A 24539-nucleotide genomic window follows, 5' to 3' on the forward strand; every position below is an offset into this window, starting at 1 on the left:
ACATTGAGCTCATACAAATTGATGAGTTGATGTAGTGGTAAGAGTAAATTTAGCAATTTTCGTTGTTTGTGCTTTGGTCGTGTTAAATCCGGTAGCGCATGCAAGTACCAAAGAGTATTTGTCATTTGAACAAACGGTATTAAAGTCACCCGAACAACATCTCAATTTGACTAATAAGTGGGAACATACTGGTGAGTCCGCCGGTGCAGAGTTATTTTTAAGCGCACTTAAAGCCAGAGCGCTTTTTTTTGCCGGACATATAGAACGTTCTAAAAGTGAGTTTTCTCATTATGACGCTGAGCTTAAAGTTCAACAATTTACTTGGGGCGCCGGCTACTGGTATTTATATCGTAGTTTTTTTGCCATTGAAGAAGGTCATTTAGATGATGCTAAGCGCTTGGTTAAACAAGCGAGGAGGGCATTTACTCACCTTAAAGACTCATCAATGCTGGTGCGTGTTCAAGCAATGGAAGCAGTTGTCGCAATTTGGCGCGAAGAATACAGTGAAGCACTTAAGTCAGTTCAGGCTGCGCATGCTTATATAATGCGTAATGATATTAGTGATGTCAGTAAACTAGCTGTACTAGATGGGCTAACTGCTTATTATTCAACACTAAAATATCATAGAAAAGCCATTGAGTTTGCCACACAGGCCAATTCTTTAGCAGTCCAATCGCAGAATATTTTGGATGGCTTACCGATAAAATATAATTTATGTATGGCATTACTTCGGTCTAAATTAGTAGAGAAAGCCCGAGCCTGCTATCAAGAAATGCTCTCTAGTGCTAAACAATATAAGTTACCTCGCTATCACTTTTGGGCAAATGCAGGACTTGGTAAAGTCTCTTTACTATTAAACGAGTATGAGAACGCTGTTAGGTATTTTGAACAAGCTAAAAAGCTAGAGTACATCGCTATTATGAACCCCGCTCACCTTATTGTACTTCGAAATAACTTGGCAAAGGCATTATCAGCCATGGCGAAATATCCGCAGGCCCAAACTCATTTACAAGAGTCCCTTGTCATATTAGATAACTACCAAAGTCCGTTAAACAACCGCTATATGCGAAGAACGCTTAAGATAAAAGCTCAAGTGCTTGAATTTCAGAAAGATTATGAAAGCAGTATCGACGTGTTAAAGCGCTATATTCGACTTTTAGAAGAGAATGAATTAGCGACCAAAGAAGTCTTAGAGCAGGAGGCACAAAGTTTTTTTGAAGCCGAGCAGCATAAATTGAATTTGGCATTAACCGACGAAAAACTCAAAGCACAGGCTGCCAATTTAGCCGAGTTAGAAAAAGAAGAGCAGCTCAGTCGAGCTTATATATTCATTGCAATACTGAGCTGTTTAAGTATCGGACTTTTTGCTTACTTGCAGAGAAAGGCGAGTATGGTTAATCGTAATTTTGCATACAAAGATCCGCTCACAGAATTGTTTAATCGCCGATTTTTTCAAGAACATATAGACAAACTATCACAAAAGAAACAGTCATATACTTTGGCGATGCTCGATTTAGATTATTTCAAACGGATCAATGATGTGTCTGGCCACGATGTGGGCGATGAAATTTTAATTCGGTTTAGTCAACATTTAAAATCGCACTTTAGGGGAGATTCAGACGTTGTATGTCGTTATGGCGGCGAAGAGTTTGTCGTCGTATGTCACTTTATGGATATCACACAGCTAACGCAGCGTTTATCTTTATTACAAACGGTGCTTAAAGAACAGTTGTTTCACGAAAGTGAGGCAGTTACATTCAGTGCGGGAGTTGCAAGTAGTGCCGAGCACCCTAAAGATAAGATAATTAAAGTGGTTGATGAACTGATGTACCGTTCAAAGCGGTTAGGAAGAGATAAAATATCTTCCTAACCGGGAGTGCTAATTACGAATTGGCTATTAATACTGATAGCTAATATGCTGGAAAAAGCGAATGTTGACGTCTTGCTTCTCAGGGGAAATAGCCAAGCTATCGGCAAATGCTTTGACCATGGGTTCTACTTGGTTCATAAATTTTCCGTACCCCATATCTCTTTTGTCGGACTTACTAGCAACAACAACAAAATGTAGGGTGTCTACCAGCTTACCACCTTGCCAAATAGATTTAACCTGAGTGTTTTCAGTATCAGTATTAAAGCTTAGCTTTTGTAACTCCCCGTTTTTATCGGATTTATCTGTACGGCTATTTCGTATGATAGGCAATCGTCCATTTGCAACGAACGCAACATGGGTTAATGATTTGTCAGCACAAGCAGATAAGAAAGCATCTTCTATGGTTTCGTAAAATCTCGTATTGTCATTTGGTAAAAGTAAATGCTGATAGGTGGTTTTAAGGGAACGTGTCACGGGCAAACTAAACGTTGCATAGGTCATTTCCGAGTGTTGATCAGGTAAGGTGCAATTGCGCGCTTGATATCGTGGGTAAAGGCTACGTAGTTTATAGCCATAACTTTCTTTATTCCCTTTTGATTTAGCAAATACGTCATACGTTAGATGTTGGTGGTCCCTGACTTTAAATTTTATTGGGTGAGCTGACAGTGTTTGTTGCAGTGCATCAAGCGTTTTTTTAACTTTATTGTGAAAACTGGCCGCGTTAGAACGTATATCATCACCAGTTGCTAAAAAGAGTAAGCGTATTTTTTTGGCTTGGGTATTTTCATACCAATATGTTTTATGCGCTTCATGATATTGTGGGTTATAAAAAAACAAAATTTGCTTTTCAGTCTGCAAACAGTGTGATTCTTCATGAAAGCGGACAACAGGTAGTTTATCATTAGCGATTAAATGCACATTGTGTAGGGCGTATTCATCGCATAGTGCAAATAGCTGTCTAGCGAGTCGTTCGTAACAGCTTTGGGCATTATCAAAGCATGCATAAAACTCAGTTTCGGGTTTAAGTTCAGCGAGAATATATTGATTATTGCGAGCAGTGGCAGGAATATAAACGCGATTTAAGTTCATTGACGCCATGATGAATATCCTTAAGTTATATCTTATGCTGAGCGCACTATATACGCTGTGTATGACTTTTTTATTGCGCTAGAACAAAATTTGTCATGTATTTTTATAACTTCGTTGATATTGATAGCCCTTGGACCAATATTCTTTAAACTAAGCAAAGGATTTGCTGTAAGTTATCTTTGCTTTTTGTAATAATGCGTTGATGAAGAGTACTAAATTTTTGAGGAATGCATACCTATGGCGGAAACAGAGAATCGCCCATCAAATTTTATACGAAACATTATTGATTCTGATTTATCGAGTGGTAAGCATCAGCAAACGCACACGCGCTTTCCACCTGAGCCGAATGGTTTTTTACATATCGGACATGCAAAATCGATCTGCTTAAACTTTGGTATAGCACAAGACTATAAGGGTTTATGTAATTTACGTTTTGATGATACAAACCCAGAAAAAGAAGACATCAATTACGTAACGTCAATTCAAGAAGATGTGTCTTGGCTCGGTTTTAAGTGGGATAACGACATATGTTACTCATCAAATTACTTTGACCAATTACACAGTTATGCGGTTGAGTTGATTGAGAAAGGATTAGCCTATGTGTGCTTTTTATCTCCGGATCAAGCAAGAGAATATCGTGGTACTTTAACGGAAGCAGGTAAAAACAGCCCTCACCGTGATACAAGTGTTGAAGAGAACCTAGCATTGTTTGAAAAAATGCGAAACGGTGAATTCAAAGAGGGCGAATGTGTCCTACGTGCGAAGATCGATATGGCAAGCTCATTTATGGTATTACGAGATCCTATTATTTATCGTATTCGTTTTGTACACCACCACCAAACGGCTGATAAATGGTGCATCTACCCGATGTACGACTTCACGCATTGTATTTCTGATGCGCTTGAAGGGATCACTCATTCGCTTTGTACACTTGAATTCCAAGACAACCGTCGTTTATATGACTGGGTATTGGATAATATCAGCCTTGAGTGTCACCCTCAGCAAATTGAGTTCTCTCGACTGAATCTAGAATACACGATTATGTCTAAGCGTAAGCTTAACGACTTAGTGGTAAATAATCATGTTGAAGGATGGGATGACCCACGTATGCCAACCATTGCGGGTTTAAGACGTCGTGGTTACACACCGGGATCAGTGGTTGAGTTTTGTAAGCGTATCGGCGTTACAAAACAAGACAATATGATCGAAATGGGTATGTTAGAGGCATGTATTCGTGATGACTTGAACGAAAATGCGCCACGAGCAATGGCTGTATTAGACCCTATAAAGGTGGTAATAGAAAACTATGATGCTGACAAAGTAGAGCAATTAGTTGCGCCTAATCATCCATCAATAGAAGAAATGGGCACACGTGAAGTACCGTTTACTCGAGAACTGTACATTGAACGCGAAGATTTCAGAATTGAAGCGAACAAAAAGTTTAAACGGTTAGTACTTAATAAAGAAGTGCGTTTAAGAAATGCGTATGTTATTAAAGCAGAGCGTATTGAAGAAGATGACAATGGCAATATTACGACTATCTTCTGTTCTTACGATCCTGAAACGCTGGGCAAAAACCCAACTGACGGACGCAAGGTTAAGGGGGTTATCCATTGGGTGTCGGCATCTGAATGTATTGATGCTGAAGTACGCCAGTACGATCGCTTGTTTAATGTACCAAACCCTGCGGCTGCGGAAGCGTTTTCAGAGGTATTGAACCCTGACTCTTTAACCGTTATTACTCACGCTAAACTTGAGCCTTCACTTGCTAATGCAGTTGCAGAGCAAGGTTTCCAGTTTGAGCGCATGGGCTATTACTGTCGAGATAACAAATCTGATTCATTGGTGTTTAACCAAACTGTTGGGTTACGAGATTCTTGGGCTAAAATAGAAAACGCTTAATCGCACATTGTTTTATTAAGGCCGAATTATTCGGCCTTTTTTATGTCTGAAATAGTCGCTTATGAAAATACCGAACAACGCGAAAGCCAATTTAAAATCAATTCATAATTTCTATATTAATGAACAGCAATCAATTTACTTGTTGTCACACCATGATGCGAAAAAACATAGGCAATGGCTCAATATATGTAAAAAACAATTGAGTGTTTTAGGCTATCAAAACGTTGAGCTGATAGGATCTGGCGCGTTTGGTTTTGTATTCGGTGGGGTAAGTGCTGATGAGCAGCAGTGGGTATTTAAGTTCTCAAGGATCACCTTAGCGCAAAGTGTAAGAGATCGTCTCGAAGACGAAGCTTATATGTTGTCTCAAATTGATAATACCATGGTGCCCAAGTTTTTAGCGTTTGAACGCGTTAAAAAACAAGGTATCTTGATGATGGCTCGAGCGAAGGGGGAGGATCTTGAAAAGGTATCGTTAAAGCGAGGCCGCTTTGAACCAAAAGAGCTGGTGGAGCTGGCACTATTATTAAGAAACGTACTACTTGATTTGAGAGCGCATCGTAATGGCGTATTACCACAACCGATAGTACACGGAGATATTAAGCCCTCGAATATTGTTTGGGACGAAGCATCGAAGAGTTTTTCTTTGGTGGATTGGGGAAGCTCTGTCTATGCTCAAGTAGACACAAATGGTGAGCCGATTGCCAGTAATATAATGGATCTGATGTCTTCAGATATTGCCAGCACCAACGCAAGAATGGGCGATGTGTACTTTATTGGTGATGAGCAAATGAGTGGCGCTCAGTCATCTCCTCGTTTTGATGAGCAAGGTGTCGCTTCCACCATTTATGCATTGGCCAGTGCACAGTCTTGCCGTTTTGGTGAACAAGTGATCCCAGCCAAGAGTTTGGGGTTGCCTCAGGAGTTTGCTGCTGTCATTGACGCTATGCTGAGTAAGAATAAGCAAGCGCGCGATCGAGCAGGAGACTACTTTATGCAACATATGCCGAAAATAGCCAAGTCGTACCTCCCTGTATTACGTCTTAAAAGCCCCAAATCCAATATTCCGTTTTGGATCACCAACACAGATGACTTACCAGATACGGTGGTTTACAGCTCACGCAAAGAGTTTTTACGCAGAGCTGACCATAATCATCAATTACATGATATTAATGACGCGCAATTAGATCGCTATTACAAAGAGTTTTTATTTGATACTGGTGATACAGAAAAGGCATTTCTGGCGTCAATTAGCAGGTTGGCAAAATATCCTGTAGTGGGGGGGTTAAGTTTTCATTGGAAAGAAGACTCTTTGTATGTTGAGTCGAGCTTAATACTACATGATGAAACGTTGAATAAAGCGTTGATAGATTCAGTTAATGCCACAGTAATGCTCGCACAGGGTATCACCCAAAAAGGTTTGTTTAAATGTTGTTTATTTGACGCCCGGCAAACAATTCAACTTGAGCGAGACGCAACAGGGGCGTTCATTTTCGATAAGTTACCAAAGCTAAATTTTTCGGTCGTAGATGTTTCTAATAATGAAGTGACGCGGCCACATAGCTATTTTGAAGACGGTAAAGATCCTGACGAACAACTGCAATTGCCTAAAAATATTATTCAATGTGTCTTTGAATTAAATCAAATTCACCATACTGGCTGTATTATATTTGAATCCTTGCCTAATAGGCTCAAAATCCACCATTATTATCGATTGTTAGATGCTGAGAAAGAAGCACAATTCGAACTTTTATTAGCGCGGATCATGCAATACGCGATGAGTATTGAAGATGTTGGGGTCGCTGGTTTTATGAAATTGCCTTACAAGAATACCCGTGAATTTGACTTATGTGCTGAGCAACCAGTTAGCTATTACCCGAAAAACCCGAAACAATTTGCATAAAGACTTGCAATGCATATTACGAATAGAACTAGTCTGTATTTTTTACATCAATTTTACCTCAATAGGATCAGGCGGTTAAATTTATTACAAATAGGCACGGTGTTTGAGCATAACTAACTGGCACATTCACTTCTCCAAGTTTTGCAGCTATTAGTTAGGCGTTTCTTTTTAGCTAAACTATTCATAGTATGACTTGGCTTGTTTAGTGGCTAAAGTGATTTTAATGAAATAAATTGCATTGAAATTCGTAATTATTTATTACAAAGTATCAGCCTCACTTATTAACTATATTATTGAGCAAGCTATGGATAAGCAACTGCGGCAAGAGATACTCACACTGAGTTGGAGTATGCACGATCAGGTTGAACAAGCTGTACTACGCCATCCTGCGGCGGCAAATGATTCGACCTTCCCAGAGAAACAACGATTATTACTCGCCGATATGGCGTTACATTTGCTGCAAACAGCCCTAAAGCCAGGGCAATTAGAAGACGATAGATTGATCAATAATCTCAATGGTATTTTGTCGTTAAGTGATGACTTTATACCCCATACGGATTTAAGAGCTGTTGCTGATACCTTATTTTGGGCTCAGCAGAAGAAGCTTAATGAGTCACAATAATTATAAGTAAAGTAAGCTGATTTTATAAACAAAATATGACACAAATACCAAGGAGGGTAGTTAGATGAAAGTTCCCAGTCAACTACGAGAAGTGCTTGGCACTCATCAGTCTGGTTTTGCTTTGAGTTCAATAGGGTTAATGACGTTGTTTGGGTGTTATGTTGTCTATGTGCTTTTTGTTCGGCAAAAGACATTACCAGATGTTGCGTGGTGGCAGTGGATCATAGGTGATTTGTTAATAGTTGATGTGATAGCTGGGTGTATGGCTAATTTTACCAAAGGCACCAATGACTATTATAAGCAGAGAAGCCAATCTCGCTGGGTGTTTATTGCCATTCATTTTCATATTATTGTGATAGCTTGGTCTTACAATATTGCTCTGAATGAAAGTGTTATTATATGGGGTTATACGATAATTACTGCAGTAATTTTGAATACATTATATGGCCGAAAAGCCCAGAATGTAATAGCGATTGCTTTTGTTGTATTGGGTTTTATGGTTATCGCATCATTATCATCCCCGTTGTGGTTTCAGTGCATAGCGGGCTTATTTTTAATCAAAGTATGCTATGCGTTTTCCGTTGACCATTACGCAAATGACGCACTCTCAGAGTTTGAAGGTTCTTCAGGCAAAAAAAATCCGACTTAATGTCGGATTTTTTGTGCCAAGAAGCTGTTATGTAAAAACGGTAACCTCTTTAATAAAGGGTTACTCTTCTGGGCGGTATGTTTTCTTTTGTATAAATACATAGGCATTAATAAATGCATTTTCTTGAAACTTTTTCAGTCCTGTGTCAGCAAAGTCAATCGGTAGTGGATTGCGTTTCAATTGTTCTTTAACTTCAGTCGTCGACAGTAAACGCACATCTAAGTCTTTAATCAACTGAATGGCTGCTTCCATTTTAAATCCGGTTGCACTACCGGCAAATTTACCTTTTGGCATACGTTGACGAATTGCTACTGAATCAACTTGATAATCTTGCATTAATTTTGCGAAATCAAATTGGAATTTTTGCATGTCTTCAGTGTCTAGGCCGACATTACCCAGTGTGAAGCGAGTTTGGCGAATATCACGAATATCAAATACGTCGTTTTCTTTAGTTAGCAAGCACAGTAGTACTTCGCTTCCCGCTATTTCAACGCCACATGTTCTCATTTGTCTTTCCAGTTTATATAAAATCTCGGGCGATTATAGCAATCACTGAACTAAATCAAAAGATTATAGCGAGACCTTTATGGCAATCGCACTGTGATCTGAATATCGGATATCTTCTTCGGTTCTTTTTGCATCAAGGTGGCCGTCATAGTTATGGTATGTCAGTGTTTTTACTGTGGGCTTAATTTGATTTGGATTAAATTTTTTGGAAGCGAGAATATAATCGAGTACATTGCCTTTTCCTTTGTAAAAATGCGTAGCTGGTTTTTCGGCCAATGAGACTGTGTTATCGGCAAATGAATAGCTGTCAAATAAGCCAACGCTATCAAAAGGGGGGTTACTACTTATTTGAGGTGGAAAGGTTTGCGTCATGAATGACAGTGCGGGGCTATGTAATTGGTCGTTGAAATCGCCCATAACCAAAGTGGCGCAGTTTTGTTCTCTTTGGGTTTTTAAAGCGTCATAATAAATAATTGAGGCTTCTAATGAGCGTGATATTTGAGATTGCATTGTGCCCACGGTTTCATGCAATAAGGTTAGTAGCGGATCATCTTGTTCTGAACTGCCCAGCATATGCGCCATCGATAATACTCGTTGAGACTTAAAGTGCACGGCATAGCAGACAATTGGCCCGAGACCTTCTAGCTCTATTTTACACTTGATTGGCGTTCGGTTAAATTTAAACTGCTGCTGGTTATTAAGGTATTCAAGTAACTCGGGGCAGGGTTCTAAGGCCTCAACGCTAGTAAAGGGGTGCGTTGAGGCCACGGCAACAACGGGATTAAATAACACCGTTGGATACATACTGTCAGGCTGTGGCATATCCACCACTGCAAAGTGTATCAACCCCAAGTCTTTACACAAAGCTTCAAGCACTTCCACACTGAAAACTTCTTGAAACACAATCACTGTAGGGTTGATATGTTCGATGAGCCCTGTGATGAATTGGGTTTTAGATTGCCACTGTGTATCATTATAAGTTTCATGAGGTTGATAAAATGAAAATGGCGGTGCTGTAAAATTGAGCAAATTTAATGAGGCGAAGCAATATTGCTGAGAATGGGCCATGGAATACCTTAATTGTTTACTACTTATGCTCAATTTGAGCAGTAAATTTGCATTTAATGAATCAATTTTAGTCTTTCTCTTGAATTTCGTCACGGGCACAGTCAAAATACTTATTGGTTTGAAAGACCTCAAACACAATACAGGTAAATTACTTGTGTAACCCAATGCTTATTCGTAAAAGCGTTGTTAGGCACATTCAATTATTATTATTAATTTTTATACATGTGATGCATTGTAGGTGTCACCACTGTAAATAGGACATATCATGCCAATTATTACGCTTCCTGACGGCAGTCAGCGTACTTTTGAAAATCCAGTTTCTACTTTAGATGTTGCTCAAGATATCGGCCCAGGTTTGGCTAAAGCCACCATTGCTGGTCGAGTTAATGGCACACGTGTTGATGCGTGCGATATTATTTCGCAAGATGCAAGCTTAGAGATTATTACAGCCAAAGATGATGATGGATTAGAGATCATTCGTCACTCGTGTGCTCATTTAATCGGTCATGCCATTAAACAATTGTTCCCAGATGTAAAAATGGCAATTGGTCCAACGATAGATAATGGTTTTTACTATGACGTTGACCTAGAGCACTCTCTAACGCAAGAGGACTTGGACGCAATAGAAAAGCGTATGTTAGCGCTTGCAAAAACGAATTACGATGTTGTTAAGAAAACCGTTTCTTGGCAAGAAGCGCGTGATGCGTTTGAAGCGCGTGGTGAAAGTTATAAGATTGAGATCTTAGACGAAAACATCGACAAAGATGATAAGCCAGGTTTATATCACCATGATGAATATGTGGATATGTGTCGTGGTCCTCACGTGCCGAATATGAAATTCTGCCAACACTTTAAAATAATGAAAGTTGCAGGGGCATATTGGCGTGGTAATTCAGAAAATAAAATGCTGCAACGTATTTACGGCACCGCTTGGGCAGATAAAAAGCAACTTAAAGCGTATTTAAAACGTTTAGAAGAAGCCGAAAAGCGTGATCACCGTAAAATTGGTAAAGCACTTGATTTATGGCATTGGCAAGAAGAAGCGCCAGGTATGGTGTTTTGGCACAATGATGGTTGGAGTATCTACCGTGAGCTAGAAGAGTTTGTTCGTGAAAAATTACGCGAATATAGCTACGAAGAAGTAAAAGGTCCGATGATGATGGACCGTGGTTTATGGGAAAAGTCAGGCCATTGGGATAAATATTCTGATGCTATGTTCACAACTGAGTCAGAAAAACGTGAATATGCTATTAAGCCGATGAACTGTCCAGGCCATGTACAAATATTTAACCAAGGCTTAAAGTCGTACCGTGATTTACCACTACGTATGGCGGAGTTTGGTTGTTGTCACCGAAACGAGCCATCAGGTGCATTACACGGTTTAATGCGTGTTCGTGGCTTCACGCAAGATGACGCACATGTGTTCTGTACAGAAGATCAGGTAATGGACGAAGTTTCACAGTGTATCAAGATGGTTTACGATACGTATGAAACATTCGGTTTTGAAAAAATTGTTGTTAAGCTGTCAACACGCCCTGAAAAGCGCATTGGTGAGGACGACATATGGGACAAAGCAGAACAAGCCTTGGCTGAAGCATTGAAAATCAATAATATTGAGTTTGAATATTTGCCAGGTGAAGGGGCGTTCTACGGACCAAAAATTGAATTCACTTTGTATGATTGTTTAGAGCGTGCATGGCAGTGTGGCACTGTACAGCTCGACTTTGCATTACCTGGTCGTCTTGGTGCAACATATGTCGCTGAAAATAATGAACGTAAAACACCGGTCATGATCCACCGTGCCATTTTGGGATCTATTGAGCGCTTTATTGGTATCTTGACAGAAGAGTATGCGGGTCTATTCCCAACTTGGTTAGCACCAAAGCAAGTGGTAATTATGAACATTACCGATAAACAAGCTGATTATGTGCACGAAACTGTACAAAAATTAAATAAACTTGGAATTAGAGCCTGTGCCGACTTGAGAAATGAGAAAATAGGCTTTAAAATTCGGGAGCATACTTTAAAACGTATACCATATCTGCTTGTTGTTGGAGATAAAGAAGTAGAACAGCAAGAAGTAGCAGTGAGAACACGCAAGGGTGAAGACCTTGGCAAATTCTCGGTTGATGATTTTATCGCCCATATTAGCGCCGAAATTAAAGACCGTAAGTAAAAAATGTAAGTAATAAAACCTGTGTGCAGTAGCTAGATTCAAACTGCACACAATATATTTTGATATTCTTGGAGGAACGTACCATTAGAGGCGGAAAAAAAGGGCAAACTACAGCTCAAAAAAATCGTATCAATGAAGAAATAACAGCGAAAGAAGTTCGATTATCTGGTGTAGAAGGCCAAGAACCGAAAATCATGTCGTTAAGAGAAGCTCAGGCGATTGCTGATGAATTAGGTGTGGATTTAGTTGAAATAAGTCCAAATGCTGAACCCCCCGTCTGTAAAGTGATGGATTACGGTAAGTTCATTTTTGAAAAAGCAAAATTACAAAAAGAACAGAAGAAAAAGCAGAAGCAGATCCAAATCAAAGAGATCAAGTTCCGTCCAGGTACTGATGAAGGTGATTATCAAGTTAAGCTACGTAACCTAAGAAAATTCTTAGAAGCGGGCGACAAAGCTAAAATCACTATTCGCTTCCGTGGCCGTGAAATGGCACACCAAGAAATCGGCATCGACTTATTGAACCGTGTTAAAGGCGATTTAGAAGATTTAGCAATTGTTGAGTCTTTCCCAAATCGTGTTGAAGGTCGTCAAATGATAATGATGATGGCCCCTATTGCTAAAAAGTAATAGGTACGGTAGAATGCGCGCGAATTTAATACAGGTTTAAAGTGCCTCTGGCCACCTGTATTGACCGGTCTTAAAGAAAGGGGTGACCCTTCACCGGAATATGGTTGTAAGTTAGGCCTTCCAAGTGATGGCAACATCCGCCTACTTACATTTGTTTAAGCAATACTATTGGAGTTATTGCAATGGCTTATAAGCTAAAATCACACAGAGGCGCTGCGAAGCGTTTCAAGAAAACTGCTTCAGGCGGTTTTAAGCGCAAGCAGTCGCATCTTCGTCACATTCTGACTAAGAAATCATCTAAGCGTAAGCTACACCTACGTGCTAAGTCTATGGTTCATAAAAATGACCTTGGTCTTATCAACCGTATGTTACCATTCGCTTAACAGAGGATATCAGAAATGGCAAGAGTTAAACGCGGCGTTGTCGCACGTGCACGTCACAAGAAAGTATTAAAACAAGCTAAAGGTTACTATGGAGCACGTTCACGTGTTTACCGCGTAGCGTTCCAAGCAATCACTAAAGCTGGTCAATATGCATACCGTGACCGTAGAGCTAAGAAGCGTACATTCCGTCAACTATGGATTGCACGTATTAATGCAGCTTCACGTCAAAATGGCCTATCTTACAGCCGTTTCATCAATGGCCTTAAAAAGTCATCGATTGAAATCGATCGTAAGATCCTAGCTGATATCGCAGTATACGATCAAGTAGCTTTCGCAGCACTAGTTGCAAAAGCAAAAGAAAGTCTTACTGCTTAATAAGTTCATACTTATTATGCCAAAAAGGAGCCATGGGCTCCTTTTTTTGATCTTGCTCATATCTTATAAGTTATACTTGAAGATAAAACCCATCCTCTAATACAAATTAATCTGTATTTAAAACACCCACTCAGCAAGATTATTGCCCATTGGAAGGGGATATCTCAATTTGAAATAGACTTGGTGTTCGGTAATGAACATGTTTACATTCTGTTTAATTGGCTCGGTTAAATCGTGTATTTAGCCAGTTTCATCAAGCATATTAAAAAACCCTAGCAATTTACGTAGGGGCACAGCCTAAACTTATAATTTGTTATTTGGTCTTAAGTAGAACTTTATCTAACATGCGTGTACTCAGTAACCTTTTTAGGTAACCCATTAAGTACGTTGGGAAGGTTACGTAATATCTGGGTTTAGCTGTTTTTGCGTTAAGTGCATGCAGTAATTTTTTATATACAGCATCAGGACCCAACGTAAAAGCTTGTGGTGTAGAGTCAGATTCAAGGCGATTTAGTTGCTTTTGGTAATTTTCAGTATGTGCGCTGTTTTTAACATTAATATTTCTCATAAAAGCGTGTAGCGCGTTTTCTCTAAACTTAGATAATATCGGGCCTGGCTCAATTAAACTCACTTGGATATTTGTGTTAGAAAGCTCCATTCTCATCGTATCGGCTAGCCCTTCCAAGGCAAATTTACTGGCGTTGTAAGCACCTCGATAAGGCAATGCGACCAATCCTAATACTGAAGAATTATGAATAATACGGCCAGTACCTCGAGTACGCATATGTTTGACAGCCAAATTTGTCATGGTATGCCAAGAAAAGACATTGACTTCAAATTGGGCACGTAATGCGTCGGTTGGTAAGTCTTCCACAGCACCTGGCTGTCCATAGGCACCATTATTAAACAAGGCGTCTAATTGGCCATTACACAATTCAAGAGCAAGGTTAAAGCCTTCATGAATACTCTTGTTACACGCTAAGTCTAGCTGTATGCATGTAAGCCCTTGCTTAGTAAGTGTGTCTACATCAGATTGTTGTTTACATGACGCGATGACTCGATAGCCCTCTTTATGTAGATTAGTTGCGCAATAGTAGCCGATCCCGGTTGAACACCCTGTAATTAAAATCGTTTTCATAATATTGTCTTTGTATTAGCTAAAAGTCCGTAAATATGTGAGCAACATGTTATTAGCTGCATATTTTTGTTGAATCACCGCACATTGTAAGCTGTTAAATAAAATATTGATATAATTGTGCTATTCCGGCAAAGAACTAGAGAATACAGCATGATTGCCAGTATTATTATGTTATCAGCAACAATTAGTATGGACGCTTACTTACCGCCACAGATGGCGTGGGAAGGTAAAAGCTTGCAGTTAATGCAGGAAAATGGGCCTTTAACCACTGATTTTGAGTTAAGTGGTGGGTTAGCCTCACCTGACTATAGTCAGACTATGGCATTTGTTGAGCGGTTAGTGGCTGCAAATCCAACTCAATTTAAAGCGGTAGATATTGGTAAAAGCAATGTAGGTCGAACAATAAAAATGCTCGTTGCGTCTGAGCAGGGTAAGTTTAGTCAAGGTGATATTGCCAATAGCGCTAAGCCGACGTTGTTGATCCAATCAGGTATTCATGCTGGTGAAATAGATGGTAAAGATGCAGGCTTTATGTTGCTGCGAGATATCGCAACGGGCAAACGTTTAGACATATTGTTGAGGGTTAACATTCTATTTGTGCCAATTTTGAATGTTGACGGGCACGAGAGGCGAAGTGAATTTAATCGAATTAATCAGCGGGGTCCAATTAAAATGGGCTTTCGTACCAACGCAAATAATTTAAATTTGAACCGCGATTATACGAAACTAGATACCCCGGAAGTTCGCGCTATTTTGGCCGTTATTAAGGATTATAAGCCAGATCTTTATGTTGACGTCCATGTCACTGATGGTGCTGACTATCAATACGACGTGACTTACGGTTATAACCCGCAATTTGCTAGTGAGTCACCTGCCATTGCAAAAGTACTAGATGAGCATTTTAAACCGCATATAGACGATACATTAATGAAGAAAGGCCATATTGCCGGTCCTCTAGTGTTTGTAATGAATAAGCGTGATTTCAAACAAGGGCTTGCGGGTTGGGTTGCTACGCCGAGGTTTTCAAATGGCTGGGGTGATCTCGCAAGCGTACCTACTATTTTAGTTGAAAACCACTCATTAAAGCCTTACAAGCAGCGAGTGTTAGGCACATATGTATTTTTAGATGGTGCAGTATCGGCTTTGGCTAAGGATCATACTTTATTGAAAGAGGCTGTTAGTCAAGAATTTGCCAATAAACCGGCAAAATTAGTCGTACAACGTCGTTATGCCAAACAACCGGATCATATTCAGTTTAAAGGGATCACATATAAGCACTTTGACAGTGCCATATCCGGTCAAATGGAAGCCAAGTATTTGGGTAAACCAGAGTTCTATGACAAACTGCCTATATTCTGGCAAAAAGATGTAGCTAAAACTGTGACGGTGCCAAATGCATTTTATATACCCCCAGCTTATCCGCATATTGTGGAAAAATTAAAGTTACATGGAGTATTAGTAGAAAAAGTCACTTCACATGACGAGATAGTAGGCTTACAGCAAGCGGTGATCACTCAGTATAGTTTTGCAAGCTCTCCCTTTGAAGGGCGATTCAGGGTCAGCGCGGAGGTGGCTTTCGATGAAGTACCTGCGAGCTCGCTCACTCATTGGTATTACGTTTCAACGAATCAAGACAAGTCAGAATTGGTCACGCATCTGTTGCACCCTGAAGCACCAGACTCATTTTTTCAGTGGGGCGAATTCAATACGATTTTTCAACGAACAGAGTATGTTGAAAATTATGCATTGGAACCCTATGCCCGTTCTATGTTAAAAAATAACCCTGCTATGGCGTTAGAATTCGACAAAAAAATACGAGAAGATAGCGAATTCGCAAATAATGCTAAAGCGCGTTTAGACTGGCTGTATAAGAAAACCCCTTTTTATGATCAGGCTTATTTAAAGTACCCTGTATTATTTGAATTTGGAGAGTAGGGTGCGAGTATTAACAATTCCGGTAACCCCGTTTATGCAAAACGCTCGCTTCATTACTTGTGAAGTAACGGGAAAAAGTGCGGTTATCGATCCTGGTGGCGATCCTGATAAGTTGTTGTCTGTGATTGCAGAGCACAGTTTAAAGGTAGACGCTATCTTATTAACGCATGGGCATCTCGATCATGTTGGCGCGGCTGATATATTGCGAGATAAACTTAATGTAAAGATTATTGGTCCACATAAAGATGAGCTTTTTTGGTTCGATGCTTTACCAATGCAAGCTCAAATGTTTGGTTTTCCGCCTAAAGAGACTTTTTTACCCGATAATTGGTTAGAGCCAGGAGACACAGTACTGGTGGGGGAAATACGCTTAGAGGTGCTTTTTTGCCCTGGACATACACCTGGGCATATTGTTTTTTATGAAAAAAGTGCAAAAATCGCGTTCGTTGGTGATGTGTTATTTAAGGGCGGTATAGGGCGCACAGACTTTCCTAAAGGAAACTCAGCGCAATTACAAGAATCAATAAAACACACGCTATTTTCTCTCCCAGATGAAACATTGGTACTGTCTGGACATGGGGAGAACACCTCGATTGGTCATGAAAAACGTACGAATCCATTTATGAGCGGTCAGTATGGCTAAGGAAAGTGCAGACAGAAATGAGTTCTGTATGTATAATTTATCTAATTTAATTAAAATTAAGAACGAAAATATGTCTTTAAATCAAGTTGATCGTCAAATATTGGCACTGTTACAGCAAGATGCAAGTCTATCTACAGCAGAGATCGCTGATAAAGTTGGGTTATCCCAATCACCATGTTGGCGCAGAATCGCGAAGCTAGAGCAAGATGGATATATTAAAGGAAAAGTCGCGCTACTCGATGAAAAGCAGTTAGGATTTGATATGTTGGTTTATGCCCATGTACGTTTATCAAATCACGGAAGAAACCATTTATCAGAGTTTGAAAGCTTAATTATGAGTTATGACGAGGTGACAGAGTGCTACACTATGGCCGGTACGATGGATTTTATGTTACGCATTATTTCTCGAGGCATAGAAGGGTATGAGCAATTTGTCCGAGATAATTTGCTTAATTTGGAATTTGTACAAGAAGTGCATTCAAATGTTACGATGACTTGTGTCAAGCGCACCACGGCACTGCCTTTATAATAAAATGCCTGCACCATTGTCATACTAAAATAATAACAATGTACTATAGTTAATGTTCACCATTTGTTAAAAGCGCTGGATTTTGATAGAATCCAGCGCTTTTCTGTTCGTTGTAAATCAAGAGGATATGAATGTTTAATTTAATCGGCAAGGCGCCAAGCTCTGCTAAGAATGACATACTGTCTGGTTTGACCGTGGCATTAGCATTGGTCCCAGAAGCTGTCGCTTTCGCATTTGTAGCACAAGTAGATCCACTGGTGGGTTTATATGCTGCATTTATTGTCGGTTTAATTACCTCAATATTTGGTGGTCGTCCGGGTATGATTTCTGGTGCTACGGGTGCACTAGCCGTTGTGATGGTGAGCTTGGTAGTTGAACATGGGGTTGAATACCTGTTTGCAACAGTGCTCTTGATGGGTATATTGCAAGTACTCGCAGGGGTCTTTAAGTTAGGTAAATTCATTCGAATGGTACCTCACCCTGTTATGCTTGGCTTTGTAAATGGCTTGGCAATTGTTATTTTCTTAGCGCAGTTAGGTCAGTTTAAGGTAATGGATGCAGATGGGCAGCTACAATGGATGGATGGTTCACCATTGCTTATTATGGCAGGGCTCGTGGCATTAACGATGGCGATTATTCAATTCTTACCAAAGCTAACCACGGCTATTCCCTCGTCATTAGCAGCAATATTAGTTGTAACTGGTTTAGTGATTGGATTAGATCTAGAAGCGCGTACCGTACTTGATTATTTAAAAGATATGTCAGGCGACGTGAATGCAACGATTGCGGGTGGTTTCCCTGAATTTCATATTCCAATGGTGCCGTTTAATTTTGAAACGTTCAAGATTATTTTCCCGTATGCGTTAATTTTAGCTGCCATCGGTTTGATTGAATCATTACTTACATTAACTCTAATTGATGAAATTACAGATACTCGTGGTAATAGTAACCGTGAATGTATTGGTCAGGGTGCTGCCAATATGACCTGTGGTGTATTTGGTGCTATGGGTGGATGTGCCATGATTGGCCAGTCTATGATCAACATTAACTCTGGCGGGCGTAGTCGTTTGTCTGGTATAACAGCCGCACTCTTATTACTCGGTTTCATTTTGTTCGCGGCAAGCCTTATCGAGATGATCCCATTAGCTGCACTGGTGGGTGTTATGTTCATGGTTGTACTGGGCACTTTTGAATGGTCAAGTTTTCGCTTAATGAAACGTATCCCCAAGACGGATGCATTTGTTATTGTGCTGGTATCAGGGGTAACCGTTATCACCGATCTGGCAATTGCGGTTTGTGTAGGCGTTATTGTGTCTGCATTGGTGTTTGCTTGGGAACATGCTAAACATATTTATACTAATAATTATATTGATGAACAAGGCTCTAAAGTGTATGAATTACATGGCCCGCTGTTTTTTGGTTCCGTTAAAAATTTCGGTGAGTTATTCGACGTTGCAAATGACCCTGCAGATGTCATTGTTGAATTTAAACATAGCCGTGTATCAGATCACAGTGCGATAGAGGCCATCGATAATTTGGCTGAAAAATACACTAAAGCAGGTAAGCAATTACATTTGAGACATTTAAGCCAAGATTGTAAAGATTTGCTTGAAAAGGCGAATGACTTAGTTGAAGTTAATGTAATTGAAGATCCGAAATATAAAGTTGCGTCAGACAAACTGGCATAACAAATAATATAGTCGCAAAAAGGCACCTTAGGTGCCTTTTTTATTTGCGTCGAGTCGTAACAATTCTGAGACCATCGGCAGTGATCCTAATGTAGTCACTGATATATAATGAAATTAATATGATAGGAGTTAAGTATACCGTTGAACTGGCAAGCACTCGTCGATAATCGACAACGATTTTTTTGGGTTTTACAAATAGCAGGTTGGCTAGGCTATGCCTTGGTTAATTATATTGGCTCGAAAGTGTTTGAGATGCGAGACATCTATGTTTTTGTGATCGTGCTTAACGCGTATGCAGGGTGTTTATTAACGGTACCACTTAGGTATCTTTATCGGCGGATCTGGAATGCATCACCTGTTGTGCTTATTCTTGTGGTGTTCGGTGCCTCATATTTTACGGGGACATTGTGGGCCGTCATTCAAAAATTCAATTTGTGGGAGATATATCGACATGGCTATCGACCTACAGAGTGGTTCTACTATTTTCAGCAAGGCCTAGACTCAGTTTACATTGTGTTATGTTGGAGTGGGCTGTATTTTGGGATCAAATACTATCAATTACTGCAAAGTGAACGTCAAAAAGCGTTAAAAGCTAATACTATGGCGCATGAAGCGCAGTTAAAGATGTTACGTTATCAATTAAACCCGCATTTTCTATTTAATACCCTTAATGCTATTTCCACATTGGTTTTGGTTGAAGAAAACAAAGACGCAAACCAAATGGTATCAAGGTTGTCAGACTTCTTACGTTATACGTTGAACACAGATCCGATAAAAAAGGTCCCGCTAGAACAAGAATTACATGCGTTAATGCTTTATTTAGAAATAGAAAAAGTGCGCTTTGATGAAAGGTTAAGTATTGATGTAGAGGTGAGCGAAGAAGCCAAACAAGCATTAGTTCCTAGCCTTATACTACAGCCCTTAATTGAAAATTCAATTAAGTATGCAATAGCGCATCTAGTTGAGGGCGGTAAGTTAGAGATCAAAGCTCAAGTTTTTGCCAATGAACTATTGTTAGAAGTAGGTGACAATGGACCCGGCGCAGAATTAAAAAATGGACATTTACAAAACGCACAAGGTGTTGGCATTGCCAACACTATAGATAGACTAAAAACGTTATACGAAAATAATTATTCGTTTGTACTGTCCCCTAATGTTCCCAATGGTTTAAAAGTAAATATTCGGGTTCCTTTTGAGAAGGCTAAGAAGTAATGAGCAAGATTAAAACATTGATTGTTGATGATGAACCATTGGCTCGTAAAGGTCTCGCGGTTCGTTTAAAATCATTTCCAGAATTAGAAGTAGTTGAATTGTGTAATGGTGGTGAGCAAGCAATCGCTCAGTGCCAAACAAATGATATAGATTTAGTTTTTCTTGATATCCAAATGCCAGGGATGAATGGTTTTGAGGTTGCTCGTGCTTTGAGTGAAAGTGTTAAACCACTACCTGCCATCGTATTTGTTACTGCGTTCGATCAATATGCTGTGCAAGCATTTGAGATCCACGCATTGGATTACATTTTAAAACCCGTTGATGACAACAGATTAAAACAGGCGGTTGAAAAAGTGCAAAGTTATTTAAAAACACAGCAAGACAATGTGCATAAGAAAAAGCTCGCAAGCTTTGTCGCGGGGATCACAGGGAATAATTGTGAAGAGATCCTTAAAAAGCTCGCTACAGGCGATACTTTGGTTGATAAAAAGTACCCCGAGTCAATAGCCGTAAAAGAGCAGGGCGAGATAGTCCGCGTTTCTACTGCAACCATTCAGTGGGTCGATGCTGCGGGTGATTATATGTGCTTACACTGTAGTGATGGTCAAACACATATCTTACGGAAAACGATGAAAGAGCTTGAGCAAGAGCTAGATCCTGCCTTGTTTGTTCGCGTACATCGCTCAGCAATTGTGAATACAAAACAGATCACTAAGTTGGTAACGCAAAGCAGTGGTGAATATTTATTAGTGTTAGATAATGGTCAAGAATTAAAAGTGAGTCGAAGCTATCGAGATAAGGTCAAAGCCGCTTTAGCGAGCTAATAAGGGCAGCTTTGAATTAAGCCGCCCAAATGGGGTTATTTATACAGTGACAATTTTCATTGTATTCGTTGCACCCACTGTCTCCATCGCATCACCGTGCGTTAGAATGACGGTATCGCCTTTTTCTAGCGAACCCGCTTCAACTAACGTTGCTAATGCATCACGTACCATAGTGTGGTCAGAGCATGTCGTTGAGTCAAAATACACCGGGTATACACCGCGATATAGTGCGGTCTGGCCTAATGTATTGGCATGACGTGATAAAGAATAGATTGGTAAGCCCGAACTAATACGAGACATGAGCTTCGCGGTTTTACCAGACTCAGTCAGTGCCACAATTGCTTTAACGCTATCTAAATGGTTTGCTGCATACATTGCTGACAAAGCAAGGGTTTCTGAGGTATCAGAGAACATGCTGTCTAAACGGTGCTTTGACACATGGATTTCTGGTTGTGACTCAGCGCCTAAACAAACACGTGCCATCGTTGCAACGGTTTCTTCAGGGTAGTCGCCCGCAGCTGTTTCAGCTGATAGCATAACTGCATCGGTACCATCAAGAACTGCGTTTGCTACATCCATTACTTCAGCACGTGTTGGCATTGGGTTGTCGATCATAGACTCCATCATTTGTGTCGCAGTTACAACGGTGCGGTTTAATGAACGAGCGCGGCTAATGATCAGTTTTTGTTTACCAACCAGTGCAGCATCGCCAATTTCAACACCTAAGTCACCACGTGCTACCATGACCGCATCAGAAGCAAGGACAATATCGTCTACATCTGCCTGTGTTTCAACAGCTTCGGCACGTTCAATCTTTGCAAGTAACTGCGCATTTGACCCTGCTTTTTCCGCCAAAGAGCGGACGTAACGCATGTCGTCACCACTGCGAGGGAACGACACAGCAATGTAGTCTACATCGATTTCAGCAGCGGTTATTAAGTCTTCTTTGTCTTTGTCTGTAAATGCTGGTGCGGTTAAGCCGCCACCTAAGCGGTTAATGCCTTTATTATTAGACAATACACCACCGACAGTCACTGTGGTATGGACTAGGTTTCCATCGATGGAATCAACGGTAAGTTGAATAAGGCCATCGTTTAATAGTAATAGGTCGCCAGATTTAACATCTTGTGGTAACTCTTTGTAATCGATACCGACTGCTTCAGCGGTACCTTGGCCGAGCTCCATATCGGCATCAAGTGTAAATTTAGCACCTACATCTAGAGTTACTTTACCTTCTTTAAAAGTTGATACGCGAATTTTTGGGCCTTGTAAATCAGCTAGAATGGCAACATGCTTACCAAGGTCTTTGGCTATTTTACGAACCGCTTCAGCTCTGTCTTTATGATCTTGCGCTACGCCATGGGAGAAGTTAAGTCTTACAACATTTGCACCCGCTCGGATAATTTTTTCTAAATTGTTATCACGGTCTGTTGCCGGTCCAAGGGTTGCTACAATTTTTGTGCGTCTAAGCATCAGGATCTCCTGTCGACCTACTATTTATAGGGTTGTTTAAATTCATACCTATTGATGATACCTGTTTTGCCTTGCTACAAAACAAACAGTGTATGCATCATATGAGAAAGATCATGTGTATAAAGATGTGGTCTTAAACTCTTTTTTACACTTGGATTAAATTATATGATCTGTATTACATCATTATGACACCGGTGTCAGTGTTGGTCAATCTCTGATATTGACACTATGCTAGTTAACATCTGTGTATTTTAAGCTCGAAGGTGGTGCTTTTAGTGAATATCCTAAAGTATTCTCAGCAGAGTGTTCAATGGCGCTTGCTTAAATAAACACCGCATAGAAATGCTTAGTGAAAAAAAAGTTGTTTAGCAAGGACATTTAGCCTGACTTTGCAAGTTATACGCTGTGATGCACTGGCTTCTTCGAGTAGCTAGGGTATAATGCGGCGCGAAGTAATAGATTACTCACAATTTTGTAGTTACCGAGGAGGAAACTAAATGCAAGTTGCATTAGTTGGTTTAGGCGTGATGGGGAAAAACCTAGCATTAAACCTAATTGAGAAGGGGTTAACGTTAGTTGCCTATGATAGAAACCCTGACGCAGGTGCTGAGTTACTTAGCTGTGCTCAATCTTTGGGCATGGCAGAGCGCTTACACATAGTTTCAGATCTCGGTGATATGGTCAGACGTTTAGAAACACCTCGTTCAATTTTACTACTGGTTCCTGCAGGCGAATTAGTTGATCGTGTGTGTGGTGATTTGGTCGAAGCGGGTGTCGCGAAGGAAGATATCATCGTTGATTGTGGAAACAGCAACTATAAAGATGGTATTACTCGTAAATTAAAATATCAGAATAAATTTGAATTCGCTACCATGGGTATTTCTGGTGGAGCAGAAGGTGCACGTCATGGCCCAGCTATGATGGCAAGTGGATCAGAAGGTGGTTGGGAGCGTGTCGAGCCATGGTTTGAAAAAGTTGCAGCCAGTTATAATGGCGATTCATGTTTTGCGCGTGTAGGTCAGTCTGCCAGCGGCCATTTTGTAAAAATGGTTCACAATGGCATTGAGTATGCCTTGATGCAGCTCATTGCTGAAATGTATCAGTTACTGCGCCATGGCACCGGTCGTTCACCTAAAGAAGTAGCAGAGGTATTCGAGTCTTGGTCAGAAGGCACACTGAATAGCTACCTATTATCAATCTCTAGTCATATTTTACGTTTAGAGACCGCAAAAAATGAATCACTAGTCGATTTAATCGATAATAAAGTGGGTGCAAAAGGCACAGGCCTTTGGACTGCTCAGAACGCATTAGAGCTGGGTATTGCTGTACCATCGCTTGTTGCCGCAGTACAAGCGCGTCATTTAACCAATACGATTGATACACATGCTGCAAAAGAAATGACCTATGCTGACAAAGATACCATCAATATCGATGTTGAACTTGATGAATTAAAGCAAGCATTCTATTTGGCGAGTTTACTGTGTTACCGTCAGGGATTAGCGTTAATTAAAGGTGCATCACGTGCCCATCAATGGAAAGTAGACTTGGCTAAAACACTTCAGACATGGCGTGCTGGATGTATTATCCGTGCTGATTACCTTGATGATGTAGCGCAAGGTGTTGAGTTTATTGACGGCTTACATACAGAGATGTCAGCATTGCGTAAAGTAACGGGGCTGGCAGTTTCAAGTGGTTTAGCATTTCCGGTGTTGTCATCAACACAAACGTATATCGCAACGTTAAGCACGCCAAGTAATGGTCATTTAGTGCAAGCACAACGCGATTATTTTGGTGAGCATGGTATTAAAACGCACTCAAGTGAAACATGCCATTTAACTGACTTAGTGGAAATTGATGCTAAGGTAAGATAAAGCACCATATTATTGAATTTAAAGCCGGCCAAATGCCTAATGCCGATCAGATA

21 protein-coding genes are annotated in these 24539 nt (G+C 40.2%); 16 read left to right on the top strand and 5 right to left on the bottom strand.

The window, feature by feature from the left end:
- The first annotated feature begins 34 nt into the window (after nt 1-34).
- Nucleotides 35-1870: a GGDEF domain-containing protein gene (locus tag CWC18_RS04550; protein ID WP_138674809.1), complete on the top strand. Its 1836-nt coding sequence runs from the start codon at nt 35-37 to the stop codon at nt 1868-1870.
- 27 nt (nt 1871-1897) lie between these two features.
- Here the strand turns inward: CWC18_RS04550 and CWC18_RS04555 are convergent, their stop codons facing one another.
- Nucleotides 1898-2968: a DUF3083 family protein gene (locus CWC18_RS04555; protein WP_138674810.1), complete on the bottom strand. Its 1071-nt coding sequence runs from the start codon at nt 2966-2968 to the stop codon at nt 1898-1900.
- Between the two features lie 228 nt (nt 2969-3196).
- On the opposite strand from CWC18_RS04555, the gene glnS reads away from it, so the two are divergent.
- From glnS to CWC18_RS04575, 4 genes are all read left to right on the top strand, one after another.
- Nucleotides 3197-4861, top strand: a complete 1665-nt coding sequence (gene glnS / locus CWC18_RS04560) for a glutamine--tRNA ligase (protein ID WP_138674811.1) — start codon at nt 3197-3199, stop codon at nt 4859-4861.
- A gap of 61 nt (nt 4862-4922) precedes the next feature.
- On the top strand, nt 4923-6764 hold the full coding sequence (locus CWC18_RS04565; RefSeq protein ID WP_138674812.1) for a protein kinase domain-containing protein: 1842 nt from the start codon (nt 4923-4925) through the stop codon (nt 6762-6764).
- Between the two features lie 304 nt (nt 6765-7068).
- Nucleotides 7069-7386, top strand: a complete 318-nt coding sequence (locus CWC18_RS04570) for a hypothetical protein (RefSeq protein ID WP_138592005.1) — start codon at nt 7069-7071, stop codon at nt 7384-7386.
- Between the two features lie 64 nt (nt 7387-7450).
- Nucleotides 7451-8035, top strand: coding sequence for a hypothetical protein (locus tag CWC18_RS04575; RefSeq protein ID WP_138592006.1), 585 nt, complete (start codon nt 7451-7453; stop codon nt 8033-8035).
- 60 nt (nt 8036-8095) lie between these two features.
- Here the strand turns inward: CWC18_RS04575 and CWC18_RS04580 are convergent, their stop codons facing one another.
- Nucleotides 8096-8542: a DUF3010 family protein gene (locus CWC18_RS04580; RefSeq protein WP_119860357.1), complete on the bottom strand. Its 447-nt coding sequence runs from the start codon at nt 8540-8542 to the stop codon at nt 8096-8098.
- Between the two features lie 63 nt (nt 8543-8605).
- Nucleotides 8606-9610 (bottom strand): endonuclease/exonuclease/phosphatase family protein, encoded by a 1005-nt coding sequence (locus CWC18_RS04585; protein WP_138592007.1) that lies wholly within the window; start codon nt 9608-9610, stop codon nt 8606-8608.
- 265 nt (nt 9611-9875) lie between these two features.
- On the opposite strand from CWC18_RS04585, the gene thrS reads away from it, so the two are divergent.
- The 4 genes from thrS (at nt 9876) to rplT (ending at nt 13173) form a co-directional block, all read left to right on the top strand.
- A complete protein-coding gene (gene thrS / locus CWC18_RS04590) occupies nt 9876-11786 on the top strand; it encodes a threonine--tRNA ligase (RefSeq protein WP_138592008.1) in 1911 nt (636 codons plus the stop codon).
- A 68-nt stretch (nt 11787-11854) separates the two neighbouring features.
- The gene (gene infC / locus CWC18_RS04595; RefSeq protein ID WP_084622626.1) at nt 11855-12415 is read left to right on the top strand and encodes a translation initiation factor IF-3; all 561 of its coding nucleotides are present in this window, start codon (nt 11855-11857) and stop codon (nt 12413-12415) included.
- 182 nt (nt 12416-12597) lie between these two features.
- Nucleotides 12598-12798 (top strand): 50S ribosomal protein L35, encoded by a 201-nt coding sequence (gene rpmI / locus CWC18_RS04600; RefSeq protein WP_010363888.1) that lies wholly within the window; start codon nt 12598-12600, stop codon nt 12796-12798.
- 15 nt (nt 12799-12813) lie between these two features.
- The gene (gene rplT, locus CWC18_RS04605; protein WP_010363887.1) at nt 12814-13173 is read left to right on the top strand and encodes a 50S ribosomal protein L20; all 360 of its coding nucleotides are present in this window, start codon (nt 12814-12816) and stop codon (nt 13171-13173) included.
- Nucleotides 13174-13486: 313 nt separating this feature from the next.
- Here rplT and CWC18_RS04610 read toward each other — a convergent pair whose 3' ends face one another.
- Nucleotides 13487-14311 (bottom strand): SDR family oxidoreductase, encoded by an 825-nt coding sequence (locus CWC18_RS04610; protein WP_138674813.1) that lies wholly within the window; start codon nt 14309-14311, stop codon nt 13487-13489.
- A gap of 150 nt (nt 14312-14461) precedes the next feature.
- Here CWC18_RS04610 and CWC18_RS04615 point away from each other — a divergent pair, with 150 nt between their 5' ends.
- The 6 genes from CWC18_RS04615 to CWC18_RS04640 all read left to right on the top strand — a co-directional run bounded on the left by CWC18_RS04615 (nt 14462) and on the right by CWC18_RS04640 (nt 21142).
- Complete coding sequence (locus CWC18_RS04615) at nt 14462-16246, top strand: M14 family metallopeptidase (RefSeq protein ID WP_138674814.1); 1785 nt, start codon at nt 14462-14464, stop codon at nt 16244-16246.
- A gap of 1 nt (nt 16247) precedes the next feature.
- Nucleotides 16248-16889 (top strand): MBL fold metallo-hydrolase, encoded by a 642-nt coding sequence (locus CWC18_RS04620; protein ID WP_138674815.1) that lies wholly within the window; start codon nt 16248-16250, stop codon nt 16887-16889.
- 70 nt (nt 16890-16959) lie between these two features.
- Complete coding sequence (locus CWC18_RS04625) at nt 16960-17418, top strand: Lrp/AsnC family transcriptional regulator (RefSeq protein ID WP_138592017.1); 459 nt, start codon at nt 16960-16962, stop codon at nt 17416-17418.
- Nucleotides 17419-17549: 131 nt separating this feature from the next.
- On the top strand, nt 17550-19106 hold the full coding sequence (locus CWC18_RS04630; protein ID WP_138674816.1) for a SulP family inorganic anion transporter: 1557 nt from the start codon (nt 17550-17552) through the stop codon (nt 19104-19106).
- A gap of 141 nt (nt 19107-19247) precedes the next feature.
- Nucleotides 19248-20318, top strand: a complete 1071-nt coding sequence (locus CWC18_RS04635; RefSeq protein WP_138592013.1) for a sensor histidine kinase — start codon at nt 19248-19250, stop codon at nt 20316-20318.
- Complete coding sequence (locus CWC18_RS04640; protein WP_138592014.1) at nt 20318-21142, top strand: LytR/AlgR family response regulator transcription factor; 825 nt, start codon at nt 20318-20320, stop codon at nt 21140-21142. The genes CWC18_RS04635 and CWC18_RS04640 overlap by 1 nt, the downstream gene beginning before the upstream one ends.
- 39 nt (nt 21143-21181) lie before the next feature.
- On the opposite strand, the gene pyk is transcribed toward CWC18_RS04640, so the two are convergent.
- Nucleotides 21182-22615, bottom strand: coding sequence for a pyruvate kinase (pyk, locus tag CWC18_RS04645; protein ID WP_138592015.1), 1434 nt, complete (start codon nt 22613-22615; stop codon nt 21182-21184).
- Nucleotides 22616-23112: 497 nt separating this feature from the next.
- Between pyk and gndA the strand changes: the two genes are divergently transcribed.
- Complete coding sequence (gene gndA, locus CWC18_RS04650) at nt 23113-24486, top strand: NADP-dependent phosphogluconate dehydrogenase (RefSeq protein ID WP_138592016.1); 1374 nt, start codon at nt 23113-23115, stop codon at nt 24484-24486.
- Nucleotides 24487-24539 lie beyond the last annotated feature (53 nt).

It is taken from the genome of Pseudoalteromonas aurantia, assembly GCF_005886875.1.
Taxonomy (GTDB): domain Bacteria; phylum Pseudomonadota; class Gammaproteobacteria; order Enterobacterales; family Alteromonadaceae; genus Pseudoalteromonas; species Pseudoalteromonas aurantia_A.